Annotated in this window: 1 pseudogene; it reads left to right on the top strand. The window is 64.9% G+C overall.

The window, feature by feature from the left end:
• Positions 1-387, top strand: a pseudogene (locus tag FJV41_RS56650) (carboxypeptidase M32); the annotation flags it as partial.

Below are 387 nucleotides of genomic sequence, written 5' to 3'. Positions count from 1 at the left end.
GGGCCCGTTCCCTATCGCCGAACAGCGCGAGCTCGGGCTGGAAGCGATGCGCGTGCTGGGCTTTGACTTCAACGCCGGGCGTCTGGACATCAGCGCCCATCCGTTCTGCGGCGGCGTGCCGCAGGACGTGCGTATCACCACCCGCTACAACGAAGACGATCTGCTGAGCGCGCTGTTTGGCGTTATCCACGAAACGGGCCACGCCCGCTATGAGCAGAATTTGCCGCGCACCTGGATCGATCAGCCGGTCGCCCTCGCCCGCTCGACGGCGATCCACGAATCACAAAGCCTGTTTTTCGAAATGCAGCTGGGCCGCAGCGACGCGTTTTTAAACCGTCTGCTGCCCGCCGTGCGCCAGCGCTTCGGCGAGCAGCCGGCGTTCAGCAG

Origin of the sequence: Myxococcus llanfairpwllgwyngyllgogerychwyrndrobwllllantysiliogogogochensis (genome assembly GCF_006636215.1) — a bacterium.
GTDB classification, from domain to species: Bacteria; Myxococcota; Myxococcia; order Myxococcales; family Myxococcaceae; genus Myxococcus; species Myxococcus llanfairpwllgwyngyllgogerychwyrndrobwllllantysiliogogogochensis.
The sequence above is the reverse complement of the archived record's forward strand: the minus strand, read 5'-3'. Positions and strand labels throughout refer to the sequence as shown.